The sequence below is a fragment of the Fundidesulfovibrio sp. genome (genome assembly GCF_058402725.1).
On record NZ_JBZVFJ010000016.1, the window covers coordinates 1 to 12,999 of the forward strand.

General features: G+C 67.5%; 16 protein-coding genes. 6 read left to right on the forward strand and 10 right to left on the reverse strand.

Translation table 11 applies throughout. The annotated features are described in order from the left end of the window. The 4 genes from ACV4UX_RS03760 to ACV4UX_RS03775 form a co-directional block, all read right to left on the reverse strand. Positions 1-552 (reverse strand): TylF/MycF/NovP-related O-methyltransferase (locus ACV4UX_RS03760; RefSeq protein WP_491591995.1); only part of this gene is annotated, 552 nt, incomplete at its 3' end. A 102-nt stretch (positions 553-654) separates the two neighbouring features. Further along, positions 655-1,383 carry a FlgO family outer membrane protein gene (locus ACV4UX_RS03765; protein ID WP_491591996.1) on the reverse strand — a complete coding sequence of 243 codons (729 nt, stop codon included), beginning with the start codon at positions 1,381-1,383 and terminating at the stop codon, positions 655-657. A gap of 10 nt (positions 1,384-1,393) precedes the next feature. Further along, a complete protein-coding gene (locus ACV4UX_RS03770; protein ID WP_491591997.1) occupies positions 1,394-1,645 on the reverse strand; it encodes a hypothetical protein in 252 nt (83 codons plus the stop codon). A gap of 9 nt (positions 1,646-1,654) precedes the next feature. Beyond that, positions 1,655-2,584, reverse strand: a complete 930-nt coding sequence (locus tag ACV4UX_RS03775; RefSeq protein WP_491591998.1) for a hypothetical protein — start codon at positions 2,582-2,584, stop codon at positions 1,655-1,657. A gap of 293 nt (positions 2,585-2,877) precedes the next feature. On the opposite strand from ACV4UX_RS03775, the gene ACV4UX_RS03780 reads away from it, so the two are divergent. The 6 genes from ACV4UX_RS03780 (at position 2,878) to ACV4UX_RS03805 (ending at position 7,326) form a co-directional block, all read left to right on the forward strand. Beyond that, a complete protein-coding gene (locus ACV4UX_RS03780) occupies positions 2,878-3,258 on the forward strand; it encodes a desulfoferrodoxin (protein ID WP_173086974.1) in 381 nt (126 codons plus the stop codon). A gap of 4 nt (positions 3,259-3,262) precedes the next feature. Continuing rightward, complete coding sequence (locus ACV4UX_RS03785; protein ID WP_491591999.1) at positions 3,263-3,769, forward strand: ferritin; 507 nt, start codon at positions 3,263-3,265, stop codon at positions 3,767-3,769. Between the two features lie 4 nt (positions 3,770-3,773). Then, on the forward strand, positions 3,774-4,262 hold the full coding sequence (locus ACV4UX_RS03790; RefSeq protein WP_491592000.1) for a hypothetical protein: 489 nt from the start codon (positions 3,774-3,776) through the stop codon (positions 4,260-4,262). Between the two features lie 57 nt (positions 4,263-4,319). Next, on the forward strand, positions 4,320-6,035 hold the full coding sequence (locus ACV4UX_RS03795) for a 2-oxoacid:acceptor oxidoreductase subunit alpha (RefSeq protein ID WP_491592001.1): 1,716 nt from the start codon (positions 4,320-4,322) through the stop codon (positions 6,033-6,035). Further along, positions 6,032-6,877 carry a thiamine pyrophosphate-dependent enzyme gene (locus ACV4UX_RS03800; RefSeq protein ID WP_491592002.1) on the forward strand — a complete coding sequence of 282 codons (846 nt, stop codon included), beginning with the start codon at positions 6,032-6,034 and terminating at the stop codon, positions 6,875-6,877. Before ACV4UX_RS03795 ends, ACV4UX_RS03800 begins: the two co-directional genes overlap by 4 nt. Positions 6,878-6,978: 101 nt before the next feature. Continuing rightward, the gene (locus ACV4UX_RS03805) at positions 6,979-7,326 is read left to right on the forward strand and encodes a DsrE family protein (RefSeq protein ID WP_491592003.1); all 348 of its coding nucleotides are present in this window, start codon (positions 6,979-6,981) and stop codon (positions 7,324-7,326) included. 253 nt (positions 7,327-7,579) lie between these two features. On the opposite strand, the gene ACV4UX_RS03810 is transcribed toward ACV4UX_RS03805, so the two are convergent. The 6 genes from ACV4UX_RS03810 to rpiB form a co-directional block, all read right to left on the reverse strand. Next, positions 7,580-8,401: a PhzF family phenazine biosynthesis protein gene (locus ACV4UX_RS03810; RefSeq protein WP_491592004.1), complete on the reverse strand. Its 822-nt coding sequence runs from the start codon at positions 8,399-8,401 to the stop codon at positions 7,580-7,582. A 15-nt stretch (positions 8,402-8,416) separates the two neighbouring features. Next, positions 8,417-9,400 (reverse strand): class II fructose-bisphosphatase, encoded by a 984-nt coding sequence (gene glpX, locus ACV4UX_RS03815; protein ID WP_491592005.1) that lies wholly within the window; start codon positions 9,398-9,400, stop codon positions 8,417-8,419. A gap of 121 nt (positions 9,401-9,521) precedes the next feature. Then, complete coding sequence (gene infA, locus ACV4UX_RS03820) at positions 9,522-9,740, reverse strand: translation initiation factor IF-1 (protein ID WP_173086966.1); 219 nt, start codon at positions 9,738-9,740, stop codon at positions 9,522-9,524. Positions 9,741-9,823: 83 nt separating this feature from the next. After that, positions 9,824-10,120, reverse strand: coding sequence for an RNA recognition motif domain-containing protein (locus ACV4UX_RS03825; protein ID WP_173086965.1), 297 nt, complete (start codon positions 10,118-10,120; stop codon positions 9,824-9,826). 385 nt (positions 10,121-10,505) lie between these two features. Then, a complete protein-coding gene (gene tkt / locus ACV4UX_RS03830) occupies positions 10,506-12,497 on the reverse strand; it encodes a transketolase (RefSeq protein ID WP_491592006.1) in 1,992 nt (663 codons plus the stop codon). Between the two features lie 12 nt (positions 12,498-12,509). Further along, complete coding sequence (gene rpiB, locus ACV4UX_RS03835; protein WP_491592007.1) at positions 12,510-12,947, reverse strand: ribose 5-phosphate isomerase B; 438 nt, start codon at positions 12,945-12,947, stop codon at positions 12,510-12,512. Positions 12,948-12,999 lie beyond the last annotated feature (52 nt).

Below are 12,999 nucleotides of genomic sequence, written 5' to 3' on the forward strand. Positions count from 1 at the left end.
CTTCTTGATGAGGGGGTCCAGGGTCATCAGCACGTAGAGCGTGGACGAGAAGAGGTCCGCGTCCATGTGCAGCACCAGCTGGTTCTGCAGCTTGAAGTCCGCCAGGAAGTCGTTGAGCGTCTGGTTGAACCATCCCTTGATGAAGCGCACGCGGGGGTCGTCGATCTCGGGGATTTCTCCGTTGGTGGTGAACGCGCCCTTCTCCTTTTGCCCCCCCACCCAGTTTTCGGGCAGGCCCTCGAAGCTGTCGAAGCCGAAGAAGCGGGAGCGCTCGTGGCGGTTCACGCCGAGCCAATGGCCCATGCTCTGGCCGCGGAAGACGCCGAATTCCAGGAGATCGATGGGCCGGTTGCCCACGGCCCTGTCGTGGACGGCCTGGTAGAGGACGTGCCTGTCCTTGTACTCGTAGCTGATGGGCAGGATCTTTTTCAGCTTCTCGGGCATGACCACGTTGAAGAGCGTGTCGTAGTATCCCTGCTCGAAGAAGTTGTAGTCCTTGGTAAGGAAGGCGCGCGCGGCGTTCATGGCGATGTGCTGGCCGACCGTGCTCATGGTTCCCCCTCTCGTTCGTGTTCGGGCCGCGCGGCATACGCTGTGGCCGCCTGCCGCGCCGGTTTCGTGCTTGTGGATGGTTTCCGATGCCCCCCGGCCGCCCTACGGCAGCAGGAAGTTCGGGTACTTCTGTCTGGAGGTGCGCCAGTCGCCCTGGGGCTGATAGCTCGGGCCGGGATCGGAGGCTCCGGGCACGGTGGCCACGGTGGGGCGCACGTTGCTCTGTCCTGGCGTCTGCTGCTCCATGAGGTAGGCCACCGGCCTGCTCATGGGGATGATCCGGCTGGTCTTGGCCAGCACGTCGTTGTTGCGGGCGTCGATGGCCTCCATGTTGAAGCGCACGCCCTGGGGCGAGGCAAGGTAGGTTCCCGTGACCACGATGGTCCCCTGGAATTGCCTGGTGGCCAGGGCGCGGGCGTCGCGGCTGAGCATGAACTCGCCCTGGTTCCTGTCGAACACCACCTCGGAGGTCTTGCGCACCTCCTGCACATAATAGCCGCGCGCCGTGAGGGCCTGGGCTGTCTGTTCGGCCACGGCGCGGGCCAGAGGGGAGGCCTGGGTCAGGTTGTTCAGGTCGGCCGGCGTGGCCACGATCACCCACTGGAGCCCGCGCGTGGTGGTGTGGTCGAAGCCCAGACGCCAGGCGAGCTGGACGTCCAGATCGGCGGCCATGGCCTGGGCGGCCTGGGGGTAGTATTCGTTCATGTCCTGTTTCTTGTTGTTCCAGGGCATGGACTCTCCCACACCTTGGAACAGGTAGGCCATCTCCCCGTTGGCCATGGGCGCGCAGGCGCAGAGCGCAAGCAGGGTGAGCAGGGCATAGGGCTTCATGACGGTGCTCCTAGCGAAGGGCTTTGAGGGCCCGGTCGGCCGCGTCGATCTCGGCGTCGCAGCGGCGTTCGAGGTCCAGGTCCCTGGCGGTGGCCTTTGCCAGCTGGAAGTGCTCCCTGGCCAGCAGGTAGCGTCCTTCCTGCTTGTAGCGCAGGCCCAGGGCGAAATGGTCCAGGCTCGACGCGTCCTGGGGGATCACGATGGTGGCGCTGCCCTGGCAGGCGGCCAGGGCAAGCGCCAGAAGGATGACGGCTGAGCGCATGGCGGCCTCCTACTGGGGAGCCGGAGCCGGGGCCGGCTGGGGTTGCGCTTCCGGGGCTGGTTTTGCCTGGGTCGGCTTCTTGGCCGGGGAGGCCTTGGCGGCCGCGTCCACGGGCTCGCAACCGGGAGGGCAGGGTTGCGCGGTCTTTTTGGGGGCCTTGCGCGGCGGGGCCTTCTTGGGCGCGGGCGAGTAGGGGGTGGCCTGGCGCGCGCCGGACCCGGGCGGGTCGTTCACGTCTCGCGCGCCGATGAGCGTGGGCGGCGTGGGGCGCAGCCCCGTGGGATCGGGCAGGCCCAGGATGCGCCGCAGCACGGGGGTCATGGGCATGAGCACCGAGCCCGTGCGCAGCACGCGCCCGCCGGGCTCCACCAGCCGGGCGTTGACGAACACCGTGTCGCGGTCCACGTAATAGGAGCCCGCCAGCACGGCCAGCTGCTCGGCGGGTTTGCCTTTCTTCGAGCGCGCCGGAGCGGGGGCCTTGCCCCTGGCGTCGCGCACGGCGAAGCCCCGGCTGGAGAGTTCGTAGGTCATCTGTTCGCCCAGGAGTCTGCCGAAGGGCGTTGCTGCGCGGCTGTCCTGCTCCACGAAGGCCGACGGAATGCTGACGACCCCGCCCAGGGACCCCATGCCCGCGGGACCGCCGATGATCTGGGCGGCCAGTTCGCGTGCGAAGAGCCGGATCTCCTCGGCGTCGTTCATGGAGACGGGCGGTTTGGCGGCAGGCCCGGGGGCGTAGTCCACATAGCCGCCTTTGCCGTCGGGCACCAGGTAGCCCTGGCGCGCGCCGGTGGTGTCGCGCACGTTCACCGACACTCCGTTGACGGTGGTGGAACGCGGCGCGGAAACCTCCATCTGCGCGCCGGGGTTCACCGGCCCCACGGTCTGGGCGTGTGCCGCCTGGGCGGCGAGGAGCAGGGCGGCGAGAGCGGTGGCGCGCATGGGCGGATCCTCCGGGAGAGTTTGGCGGCCCGGCGGGCCGGGCCTGCGTCCGGCGGCGGATTCTTCCGCCGGACGGGGCGCGCTTACCTCCTGGCAAAGACCGTGCCGTTCCAGAAGCTGCGGGGCTGCCAGGTGGATTCTCCCGGAGGGCGCAAACGGGGAGGTCGTCCTGATCCGGGGCGTTCGCTGCGAAAGCTCTTGCGGATTGTGCTTGAAAATGGTTTATCCGATGAGAATGTTCCGCGCGCCCACCGGGTGCGCACGAACCTTGAACAAAACTGTAAGGAGTTGACATGACTCAGAAAAACGGCGTCTACAAGTGCGATCTGTGCGGCAATATCGTGGAAGTGCTCCATCCCGGCGGCGGCGACCTAGTCTGCTGCGGCCAGCCCATGAAGTATTTCGAGGAAAACACCGTGGACGCGGCCAAGGAAAAGCACGTCCCGGTGATCGAGAAGACCGCCACGGGCTACAAGGTCATGGTGGGCAGCGTTGCGCACCCCATGGAAGAAAAGCACTACATCGAGTTCATCGAACTCATCGCCGACGGCAAGGTCTACCGCCAGGACCTGCTGCCCGGCCAGAAGCCCGAGGCCGAGTTCTGCGTGCAGGCCGAGAAGGTGGCCGTGCGCGAGTACTGCAACATCCACGGACTGTGGAAGTCGGAGGCGTAAGCGGATGCTGCACGAGAAGATGGATGCCGCCCTCAACGAGCAGGTGAAATGGGAGCTGTGGTCCTCCTACCTCTACCTCTCCATGTCCAGCTACTTCCAGGACATGGGGCTCGCCGGTTTCGCCAACTGGATGAAGGTGCAGGAGCAGGAGGAGAAGTTCCACGCCGACAAGTTCTACAACTACACCATCGAGCGCGGCGGGCGCATCCGGCTCCAGACCCTGGAAGCGCCCCCAAGCGACTGGAAAAGCCCCCTGGCCGCCTTCGAGGACACCCTGAAGCACGAGCAGGGCGTCACTGCGCGCATCAACGCCCTCATGGACCTGGCCATTGAGCTCAAGGACCACGCCACGGTGTCCTACCTGAAGTGGTTCATCGACGAACAGGTGGAGGAAGAGGCCAGCGTGCAGGATATCCTGAACAAACTCAAGCTGGTGGAGGGTAATCCCTCGGCCCTGTACATGCTTGACAAGGAGCTGGCCACCAGGGTCTTCACGCCTCCGGTGGCGTAGCTGTATGGACGGGGAGGCCGCCGCGTCGGCGCTGTGCAGGCTCCTGGAACTCCAGAGCGAGGCCATGGACTTCTACGACATGGCCCAGGAGCGTTGTCCGGCCGAAGTGGCGCGTGCGGTCTTCGCGGTCCTGGGGCGCGACAAGCGCCGCCTCACGGCGAAGCTCGCGGCGGTGCAGGCCGCCTTGCGCGCGGGGCAAAGCCTCGCCATGGCCTGTTCTTTGGTGGAAAACGGGGACGGGAAGGCGGCCTTTCCGCCCGGACTTCTGGAGCGCGCCGGAAGCTGTCTTCAGGACGAGCAGATGCTCGCCAGGGCCTTCCACCTGGAAGAGGCCTGCCTTCGGCACCTGGAGAGCGCCCTGCGCGAAGTGAACGATACCCAGGTGCGGTTCATGCTGGACCAGGCCCTTGAAGAGGAACGCAGGCACTGGGTGTTGCTCTCGGACCTGCGGCAGTATCTCGAACGGCCCGTCGGCGCGTCCGGCGACGATTGAACCAGACGGCCGCCGGGCTTCCCGGCGGCCGTTTTCACTACGGCTCGGGAGGGCTTCATGAGCGCATCGAGCGTCACGGTTCTTGTGGGTGGCGAAGCGGGTCAGGGGCTCGTCACCGTGGGGGATTTCCTGGCAAAGGCCCTTGTGCGGGCAGGTTACGAAATCCTGGTGGTGCAGGATTACCTGTCGCGCATCCGGGGCGGACACAACACATACTGCGTGCGCCTGAGCCCCGACCCCGTGCACGCACCGCCTGAAGGCGTGGACCTCCTCGTGGCCCTGGACCAGCAAAGCCTGGCCCTGCATGGCCCGCTCCTGCGTCCGGGAGGTCTGGCCCTGGCCGGGGAGAAGGCGGACCTGGGCGGCCTGCCCGGTCTCAACGTGCCCTATTCCCGGCTGTGCCCCCGGCCGGTCCATGAGAACATGGCCGCCCTTGGCGTGCTGGCCGGGCTTTTGTGCCTGGAACGCTCCTGGCTGGAGGGGCTCATCGCCGAGCGCTTCGGGGCCAAGGGCGGGGACGAGGCGGCCCTGAACCTCAAAGTCTTTGCCGACGCCCTGGACTGGAGCAGGGAAAGCGGCGCAAGCTTCGCCTGCATGCCGCCCCCGGCGCGGCGGGAGAAGCGGCTCTTTCTCAACGGCAACGAAGCCATCGCGCTGGGGGCTTTGGCGGCGGGCGTCAATTTCTGCTCCTTCTATCCCATGACTCCGGCCACGTCCGTGGCGGCTGCCCTGGTGGCCCCCGGCGGGCGCATGGGCGTGCTCACGGAGCAGGCCGAGGACGAGATCGCGGCCGTGAACATGGCCCTGGGCGCTTCGGCGGCCGGAGCGCGCGTGCTGGTGCCCACCTCGGGGGGCGGCTTCGCCCTCATGGTGGAGGGGGTGAGCCTGGCGGGAATGATCGAAACGCCCCTCACGGTGGTGCTGGCCCAGCGTCCCGGTCCGGCAACGGGCCTGCCCACGCGCACCGAGCAGGGCGACCTGAACCTTGTCCTTTACGCCGGGCACGGCGATTTCCCCCGCGCCGTCTACGCCCCCGGGACCCCCGAACAGTGCTTCGATCTGACGTTTCGCGCCGTGAACCAAGCAGAAAAGTGGCAGAGCCCCACATTCGTGCTCACCGACCAGCACCTGGCCGACTCCTACCGCGCCGTGGCCCCCTTCGACCTGGACGCCCTCCCGCCGCTTGACCTTCCGGGGCTCGAAGCACAGGACCCGCACGGCTACGAGCGCTACGCCATCACGGAGAACGGCGTCTCTCCGCGCCTGATTCCCGGCTTCGGGGAGCACCTCGTGGTGCTCGATTCCGACGAGCACACCCCCGACGGGCACATCACCGAGGACCTTGGCGTGCGCGTGCGCATGGTGGACAAGAGACTGCGCAAGGGCCGGGGCCTGGAGGCCGACGCCGTCGCCCCCTCCCTTGCGGGCGACGCGGAACCGGATGTGCTCCTGGCCTGCTGGGGCTCGAGCCTGGGGGCCTGCCTGGAGGCGGCCCAGACCCTGCGGGGGCGGGGAACTACCGCCGCCGTGCTGCATTTTTCCCAGGTTTGGCCTCTGGTCCCGGGGAGCTTCCTGCCGGTCCTCGAAGGCGCGGGGCGCGCCGTGATGGTGGAGGGCAACGCTTCGGGGCAGTTGGCGAAGCTGATCCGCCAGGAAACGGGCTTCGCCTTTCACGGTCTGGTGACACGCTACGACGGCCTGCCCTTCACCGCAGGGTACATCCTGGCGCGGCTCGGAGACGCGCGCACGGCCGCAAAGGAGGTCTCGGCATGATCCCCATCGAACGCTACGGAAACGTCGAGACCGCCTGGTGTCCCGGCTGCGGCAACCACGCCATCCTGGGGGCCGTGAAAAAGGCCCTCTCCCTGCTGGAACTGGCCCCGCACCAGGTTCTCCTGTGTTCGGGCATCGGCCAGGCGGCCAAGACTCCGCACTATCTGCGCTGCAACTGCTTCAACGGCCTGCACGGCCGCAGCCTCCCCCCGGCCCAGGGCGCGGCCCTGGCCAACCCCGGGCTCACCGTGATCGCCGAGAGCGGCGACGGGTGCAGCTACGGCGAGGGCGGCAACCACTTCCTGGCCGCCATGCGCCGCAACGTGGACATGACGCTCCTCGTCCACGACAACCAGATCTACGGCTTGACCAAGGGGCAGGCCAGCCCCACCACGGCCCAGGGACAGGTCACCAAGTTCCAGCCGGGCGGCGCGCCCTCCCTGGCATTTCCGCCCCTGGCCGTGGCCGTGACCCTGGACGTTCCCTTCGTGGCCCGGGGTTTCTCGGGCGATCCGGAGCACCTGGCCGGGCTGATCGAGCAGGCAGTGCGCCACCCGGGCTTCGCCCTGGTGGACATTCTCCAGCCCTGCGTCTCCTTCAACAAGGTGAACACCTTCGCCTGGTACAAGAGCCGCTGCTACAAGCTGGGACCGGAGCACGACCCCACGGACCTCCGCGCGGCCCTGGACAAGGCCCTGGAGTTCGGGGAGCGCATACCGCTGGGCGTGGTGTACAAGGGCTCGCGCGCGCCCTACCGGCCTGACCCGCGCGTGCGCAGGCCCCTGGCCACCTCGCGGCCGGACTTGGCCAAGCTGGCGAAGATCCTGGAGGAATACGCCTGAAGGGGGAGCGCGCCGCCTGCGGCGAACTGAGGACCCGTCAAGGCTGAACAAACCGGCCCGGCCGCCGTCGAAGCGTCCGGGCCGTCTCAGGAGAGGACGTCATGGACAAATTCGCGCTTTTCGCCTTTCGGGGCGAAATACCCTGTTTCGTGCATGTGATGCTCAACGCCATCGACCTGCGCGAGAAGGGATACGAAGTTCAGGTGGTACTTGAAGGGGAGTCGGTCAAGGTTGTGGCCGAACTGGCCCGGGAGAGCCATCCCATGCACGCGCTTTTCGAGCGCACCAAAAGCCAGAATCTCCTGGCCGGGGCCTGCCGCGCCTGCGCCCATCAGCTGGGCGCGCTGGAGGCCGTGACCCGCGAGGGCCTGCCGATCCTGGACGACATGCACGGCCACGCGGGCATGGCGGGGTGGATCGCCAAGGGCTATGCGGTGATCACCTTCTAGTGTTGCGTCCTCAAAATCCGTCCATGCGGACTACTGAGACAATCATACTAAACCATTGATTTTAATTTTGAAAAACATTTCATGTTTTTCAAAATCGCGACACTAGCGACGCGGCAGGGGGGGGGCGACACGCCAGCACGGCTGCGTGGCGGGCGGTGGGCAGTGAGAGCCCGGTCGGCCGGGCAGGCGCTGGGGTCCAGTTCGTCCGGAACCGGGCTTGCCGTCACTCGCCGTTCCGTGGTGCGCGTGCCTCTCAGCCCCTGGCGCGCACCGGCAGGGCGCGCAGGGCGAGCTCCCCGGAGGCGATGGTCACGGCGCGCCCGCCCAGGCGCACGCGCACGCCGTCCAGCTCCACGAGCACCGTGCCGCCGCGCGCAGAGGCCTGGTAGCCCGTGAGTTCCTTCGTGCCCAGCCGCTTCGACCAGTAGGGTCCCAGGAAGCAGTGGGCGCTTCCCGTGACGGGGTCTTCGTCGATGCCCGCCGCAGGGGCGAAGAAGCGTGAAACGAAATCCGCTCCGGGCCTCTCGGCCCGGCTGGTGACGATGAGCCCCCGGCCGCCCAGGGCGCGCACCCGCGCCATATCGGGGAGCAGGCCCAGCACGGCGTCCTCGTTTTCCAGCTCCACCAGCAGGTCCATGCGGTTGCGCTGCGCGCCCACGATGCGCGCGCCCAGGGCCTTGGCCAGCCCGTCGGGCACGGGCAGTGGGTGGCCCGGCTCGGCCGGGAAGTCCAGCCAGATGAGGCCCTGCTTGCCGGGCGTGGCCGAGAGCCTGCCGCTGGCGGTCTCGAAGCGGATGGTCTCGCCCTGGGGAGCCATGCCGCCGCTCCAGAGCACGTGGGCGCTGGCCAGGGTGGCGTGGCCGCAGAGGTCCACCTCCACGGAGGGGGTGAACCAGCGCAGGCCGAAGCATTCCTCGCCGCTCACCAGGAAGGCGGTTTCGGAGTGGTTCAGCTCACGGGCCAGGGCTTGCATCCACTCGGCCGGAGCCGGGCGATCCAGGAGGCAGACTCCGGCGGGATTGCCGGTGAAGGGGGCTTCCGCGAAGGCATCGACGGTCCAAAGGCGTGTGGCCATGACGGGTCCTTTCGATCAATCGTACTTCACCGCGCTGAAGCGCATGAGCTTGTCCCAGGTGTGGTGGGATTCGATGCGGCGCAGGGTGCCGGTCTTGCCGCGCAGCACCAGGGAGTGGGTGACCGCGCCGCTCCCGGAGAAGGAGACGCCCTCCAGCCAGGTGCCGCCGGATATGCCCGTCGCCGCAAAAAACGTGTCGGGGCTGGTGACCAGTTCCTCGGCGGTGAGCACGCGTTTGAGGTCGAACCCGGCGTCCAGGAGGTTTTGGCGCTCCGGATCGGACTGGGGGTCCAACCGGGCGAACATCTGGCCGCCCACGGCGCGGATGGCGCAGGCCGAAAGCACGCCCTCGGGGGTGCCGCCGGTGCCCATCATCACGTCCACCATGTCCTTGGGGTCCAGGGCCATGAGGGACCCGGCCACGTCGCCGTCGGTGTGCAGCTGGATGCGCGCCCCGGCCGCGCGGATGTCCGCGATGAGCTGCCGGTGGCGGGGCTTTTCCAGGACGAAGACCACCAGGTCGTCCACGTCCTTGTCGAGGGCCTTGGCAACGGCTTTGAGGTTGTCGGCCACGGGGGCGTCCAGGTCCACGGCGTCGCGCGCGGCGGAGGGCACGACGAGTTTTTGCATGTAGAAGCTGGGGCCAGGGTCGAACATGGAGCCGCGCGGGGCCACGCCCACCACGGAGATGGCGTTGGGGCGGCCATAGGCCAGCAGGCGCGTGCCCTCCACGGGGTCCACGGCCACGTCCATGGCCGGTCCCGCGCCGGTGCCCACCTCCTCGCCGCCGTAGAGCATGGGGGCCTCGTCCTTCTCGCCCTCGCCGATGACGATGACGCCCGCGATGTTGATGGTGTCGAAGGAGAGGCGCATGGCGTCCACGGCCGCCTGATCGCCCGCGTTCTTGTCGCCTCGGCCCAGCCAGCGGGCGCTGGATAGGGCTGCGGCCTCGGTGACGCGCACCAGGTCCAGGGCGAGGTTGCGGTCGGGTGCTTCCATGAACGAGTCCTCCCTTGTGTCGAGTGGCTGCGAGACTAGTGGAATTCCAGGGCCGCGTAAAGACGAAGCGGGCTTTCCCGTCTCTGGGAAAGCCCGCCCACGACCCCGGACGGGGCCAACGCTATTTGGCGCGGAAGGTGATCCGGCCCTTGGTGAGGTCGTAGGGCGAAAGAGCCACCTTGACCGAATCACCGGGCAGGATCTTGATGCGGAACTTGCGCATCTTGCCGCAGAGATAGGCCAGGACGTTCTGGCCGGTTTCCAGCTTCACCTCGAACACGGTCCCGGGCAAGGCCTCCTGGACCACGCCGGGGATCTCGATGCCTTCTTCTTTCGCCATGAACAATACCTCCGGCGTTGAAGTGGAAAAAAAAGCCCCGTCCCAAGCGGGACGGGGCTTGGAAGACCGATTAGCGGCCGAAACTACCAGGGACGGCGCTGCTGGGGGCGGTCGCCGCCGAAGGGACGGCGCTGGGGGCGCTCCTGGGCTTCGTTGATCTTCAGGGGACGGCCGCCGAAATTCTGGCCGTCAAGGGACTCGATGGCGGCCAGGGCGCCTTCGTCGTCCATCTCGACGAAACCGAAACCGCGCAGGCGGCCGGTCTCACGGTCGGTGATCAGGGCCACGGAGACAACCTCGCCGTAGGGGGCGAAATGGGCACGGACAGCATCTTCGGTGGCGGAGAAAGGCAGGTTGCCGACGTAAAGCTTCTTAGACATGTGCAATCACTCCAAAATTAATTTTTGGCATTCATTCTTATCACATTGGAGCGAAGCACACGCTTGACCCAACTCTCAACAAGATCGATGCCGTTAACCGGTCCAAATTAACCATCCCCGCTTCGGAGTCAAGGGGAAATTTTGGAAGCGGATACGCTTTCCCGCTCAGAAGACCGCCCGAGACAACGGGCCGGGCTGATCAGGGCAGGGAATGGTTCCCAGGTCGAGGAGAGGGCGAGGCCGATTGGCAGAGCCCTTTGGCCGGAGGCATAATCTCCGACCGAGCAGCACCGCATGGGCAGCCCGGAGCGCCTGCCGCCCGTCCGTTCCGCCACGAAAAAGCCCCCGCTGGGCGGGGGCTTCCGGTGCATCGGCGTTTCGCCGCCTAGGAGAAAGCCAGGCGCTCGCGGATCATGCGGGCCAGATTCTCGGCGGTGAAGCCGTATTTTTCGGCCAGGAGGTCGGGGGGGGCCGAGTCGCCGAAGTGGTTCAGGCCCAGGATGGGGTTGCCCATGCCCACGTACTTGTACCACAGTTCGGTGCGTCCGGCCTCCACGGCGGCGCGGCAGCAGCAGGAGGGCGGCAGCACCTCGTCCTTGTAGAGTTGCGGCTGCTCGTCGAAGAGCTCCATGCAGACCATGTTCACCACGCGCACCTTGCGTTCGGGGAGCAGGTCGGCGGCGGCCAGGGCCAGGGGCACCTCGGAGCCGGAGGCCAGGATGATCAGGTCGGGCTTGCCGCCGGGGGCGTCGCGCAGCACATAGCCGCCCTTGGCCGCGCCGTCGAGCACGGCGGGGAAGGCGGCCGGGTCCATCACGGGCAGGTTCTGGCGCGAGAACATCAGGCAGGTGGGGCGCGAGGTCTGCTTGAGGGCCGTCTCCAGGCACAGGGCGGTCTCGTTGCCGTCGGCGGGGCGCATGACGAGCATGTTGGGGATCAGCCTCAGGGAGCTGATGTGCTCCACGGGCTGGTGCGTGGGGCCGTCCTCGCCCAGGTGGAAGGAATCGTGGGTGAAGACGTGCAGCACGGGCAGGTGCTGGAGCGCGGACATGCGCAGGGCGTTGCGCTCGTAGTCGGCGAAGGTGAGGAAGGTCGCGCCGAAGGGCACGAGTCCGCCGTGCAGGGCGATGCCGTTGCAGATGGCCCCCATGGGGAACTCGCGCACGCCGAAGGCCAGGTTGCGCCCCAGGGGTTCGTGGGCGGAGAAGTTGCCCACGGCCTCGCGGAACTTCACGGTCATGTTGGAGGGGTCCAGGTCGGCCGAGCCGCCCACCAGGATGGGCAGGCTGTCCACCAGGGACTCCAGGCACTTGCCCCAGGCGGAGCGCGTGGCGATCTTGGAGCCGGGCTCGAAGCGGGGCCAGGCGAAGGAGCGGTTGCCGGGGGCGCGTTTGGTGACGCGCCAGAGCTCCTGGAAGGCGGCGTCCTTTTCGAGCTTTTCCTCGAAGGCGCGGGTCCAGCGGGCGGCGGCGGCGCGCAGTTCGGCGTGGCGGACGCGGAAGTGCTCCAGAACGTCCTGGGGCATGGAGAAGAACTGGTCCTCGGGCAGGCCCATCTTCCTCTTGCTGGCGGCGATTTCGTCGGGGGGCAGGGGCGAGCCGTGGGTCTCGAAGTCGCCCTCGCGGGTGGCGGCGCCTTTGGCGATGGTGGTGTGGCCGATGATCAGGCTGGGGCGCGCGGTTTCGGCCTGGGCCTGGCGGATGGCCTGGCGGATGGCGTCGTGGTCGTGCCCGTCGATTTCCAGCACGTGCCAGCCGAAGCCCTCGAACACCGACTTGTAGTTGGTGGTGTCGCAGCGCTTGGTGGGGCCGGAGAGCTGGATGTGGTTGGAATCGTAGAACACGATGAGGCGTCCCAGGCCCCAGTGTCCGGCCAGGGCGGCGCTGCCCAGGCAGACGGGTTCCTGGAGGTCTCCGTCGGAGGAGAGGGCGTAGGTGAAGTGGCTGCAGATGTCGTCGCCCAGGCGCGCGCGCAGCATGCACTCGGCCACGGCCATGCCCACGGACATGGAGAAGCCCTGTCCCAGGGGGCCGGTGGTGGCCTCCACCCCGGGGGTGACGTGCACCTCGGGGTGTCCCGGCGTGCGGGACTTCCACTGGCGGAAGGCCTTGAGGTCGTCCACGGTGATGCGGCCCTGGAAGGCCAGCAGGGCGTAGAGCAGCATGGACTCGTGCCCGGCGGAGAGCACGAAGCGGTCGCGATTGAACCACTGGGCGTCGTCGGGGGAGTGGTTCAGGAATTCCTTGTAGAGGATATAGGCGAAGTCCGCCGAGGACATGGGCCCCCCCGGGTGGCCGGAGTTGGCCTTGCGGGTGCCGTCCATGACGAGGCCCTTGATCACGTTGACCGCCATGCGGTCCATGTTGGGAGCGGACATGGGATGTTCCTTCTAGAGGTTGGAGTCGATGAGGTCGATGCGGCGCTGGTGGCGTCCGCCCTCGAAGTCGGTGGTCAGGAACACGTGGGTGACGGCCTCGGCCAGCCCGGCCCCGATCCAGCGTTCGCCCAGGCAGAGGACGTTGGCGTCGTTGTGCATGCGGGTGGCGCGGGCGAGCCACTCGTTGCCGCACAGGGCGGCACGGATGCCCTTGCGGCGGTTGGCGGCCATGGACATGCCCACGCCCGAGCCGCAGATGAGGATGCCCAGGCAGTCCTTCTCCAGCACGAGGTCGCAGAGCTTGAAGGCGTAGACCGGGTAGTCGCAGCTGGACAGGGTGTCGGTGCCCACGTCCACGACTTCGCGGCCCATGCCCGTGATGAAACGCTTGAGCTGGTCCTTGAGGGCGAAGCCCGCGTGGTCGGAACCGATGACGACGGTGGTGTTCATGGCGAATCCCCCGCTGCGTTGCTGGTTGTTTCTAGATACTGTCGGAGTATGT

What these genes read in the sequence shown, in the direction of transcription:
- ACV4UX_RS03795 (WP_491592001.1), top strand. Translation starts at nt 4,320, where the DNA reads ATGAGCGCATCGAGCGTCACGGTTCTTGTGGGTGGCGAAGCGGGTCAG.
- ACV4UX_RS03780 (WP_173086974.1), top strand. Translation starts at nt 2,878, where the DNA reads ATGACTCAGAAAAACGGCGTCTACAAGTGCGATCTGTGCGGCAATATC.
- ACV4UX_RS03770 (WP_491591997.1), bottom strand. Translation starts at nt 1,645, where the DNA reads ATGCGCTCAGCCGTCATCCTTCTGGCGCTTGCCCTGGCCGCCTGCCAG.
- ACV4UX_RS03810 (WP_491592004.1), bottom strand. Translation starts at nt 8,401, where the DNA reads ATGGCCACACGCCTTTGGACCGTCGATGCCTTCGCGGAAGCCCCCTTC.
- glpX (WP_491592005.1), bottom strand. Translation starts at nt 9,400, where the DNA reads ATGGAAGCACCCGACCGCAACCTCGCCCTGGACCTGGTGCGCGTCACC.
- tkt (WP_491592006.1), bottom strand. Translation starts at nt 12,497, where the DNA reads ATGTCCGCTCCCAACATGGACCGCATGGCGGTCAACGTGATCAAGGGC.
- rpiB (WP_491592007.1), bottom strand. Translation starts at nt 12,947, where the DNA reads ATGAACACCACCGTCGTCATCGGTTCCGACCACGCGGGCTTCGCCCTC.
- infA (WP_173086966.1), bottom strand. Translation starts at nt 9,740, where the DNA reads ATGGCGAAAGAAGAAGGCATCGAGATCCCCGGCGTGGTCCAGGAGGCC.
- ACV4UX_RS03765 (WP_491591996.1), bottom strand. Translation starts at nt 1,383, where the DNA reads ATGAAGCCCTATGCCCTGCTCACCCTGCTTGCGCTCTGCGCCTGCGCG.
- ACV4UX_RS03800 (WP_491592002.1), top strand. Translation starts at nt 6,032, where the DNA reads ATGATCCCCATCGAACGCTACGGAAACGTCGAGACCGCCTGGTGTCCC.
- ACV4UX_RS03785 (WP_491591999.1), top strand. Translation starts at nt 3,263, where the DNA reads ATGCTGCACGAGAAGATGGATGCCGCCCTCAACGAGCAGGTGAAATGG.
- ACV4UX_RS03825 (WP_173086965.1), bottom strand. Translation starts at nt 10,120, where the DNA reads ATGTCTAAGAAGCTTTACGTCGGCAACCTGCCTTTCTCCGCCACCGAA.
- ACV4UX_RS03775 (WP_491591998.1), bottom strand. Translation starts at nt 2,584, where the DNA reads ATGCGCGCCACCGCTCTCGCCGCCCTGCTCCTCGCCGCCCAGGCGGCA.
- ACV4UX_RS03790 (WP_491592000.1), top strand. Translation starts at nt 3,774, where the DNA reads ATGGACGGGGAGGCCGCCGCGTCGGCGCTGTGCAGGCTCCTGGAACTC.
- ACV4UX_RS03805 (WP_491592003.1), top strand. Translation starts at nt 6,979, where the DNA reads ATGGACAAATTCGCGCTTTTCGCCTTTCGGGGCGAAATACCCTGTTTC.